Below are 1,047 nucleotides of genomic sequence, written 5' to 3' on the forward strand. Positions count from 1 at the left end.
CTGGCAACGATTAACGAACTTCATGGCCGTGCTGCTGGTGATGATTATTTAGCTAAACTGGCTACTTGTATTCGAAAATCAGTTACAAACCTCGGATTGAGTGAATGTTTTCGGGTATCTAGCGGTGATTTTGCTGTTTTCATTGAAAGTATTACTCTTAAAGAGGGTGAACGATTTTTAGAGCAACTTAAGCGCCATCTTGATGAATATGCTCAAAGCACAAAAAGTGACTCTGTTGCACATGCCGGTATGGTTCCGTACGAACAAGGAATTGAACCAGTAGCATTGATGACTTTAGCTGATACAGCCGTCAGCGTGGCACAAACACTAGGACCCAATCGCTACTATCAATTGGAAAAATTATCCGCTAATGAGCAATTCGGTAATGACCATTGGAAAGTCACCATTGACGACTTGATTAACCGTCGAAGTATCAAATTCTATCAACAACCTATTCAGCCCTGTAATAATGACACCGAAGTTTACCGTGAGCTTTTGGCTCGGTTTTATAACTCCGAAGGTGAACATTTACCCACAACCACAGTGATTGCTATGGCTGAGCGTTATGGAATGAGTATAGAACTCGATAAAATGATAGTCACTCAAACCATTAAAGTGTTAAGTGAAAATCCGAGTATTTCAGGAAAAATGGGGGTGAATATTAGTGCATCCTCAGCACTACAAGACAGTTTTACCGTGTGGTTGAAGGATATATTATCTAAACACCGTGGTACTGCTGCCCGCTTAGTATTTGAACTCAATGAGTCTGGAATGCAGGCTAACTTAGAGTCTAGCCATAAATTTGTTACTGAGATCCATAAAGTTGGCGCAAAAGTCGCTGTCGAACGCTTTGGTTTAGGTTTTACCTCATTTAAATTTTTCCGCGAGGTCCGCCCTGACTTTATCAAATTGGACAGCAGTTATAGTGATAATATTGAACAGGATAACAACAATAAATTCTTTATACGGATGATTGTTGATATCGCTAAACGCATCAGTATTCGTGTCATTGCCACCGGAGTTGAAAAACAAGATGAAAAGCTTGTC

At 40.2% G+C, this 1,047-nt stretch carries 1 protein-coding gene; it reads left to right on the forward strand.

Annotation, left to right across the window (positions count from 1 at the left end):
• Positions 1 to 1,047 (forward strand): EAL domain-containing protein (locus CXF78_RS01650; RefSeq protein WP_145991341.1); only part of this gene is annotated, 1,047 nt, incomplete at both ends.

Origin of the sequence: Shewanella sp. 11B5 (assembly GCF_002836795.1) — a bacterium.
Classification (GTDB): domain Bacteria; phylum Pseudomonadota; class Gammaproteobacteria; order Enterobacterales; family Shewanellaceae; genus Shewanella; species Shewanella frigidimarina.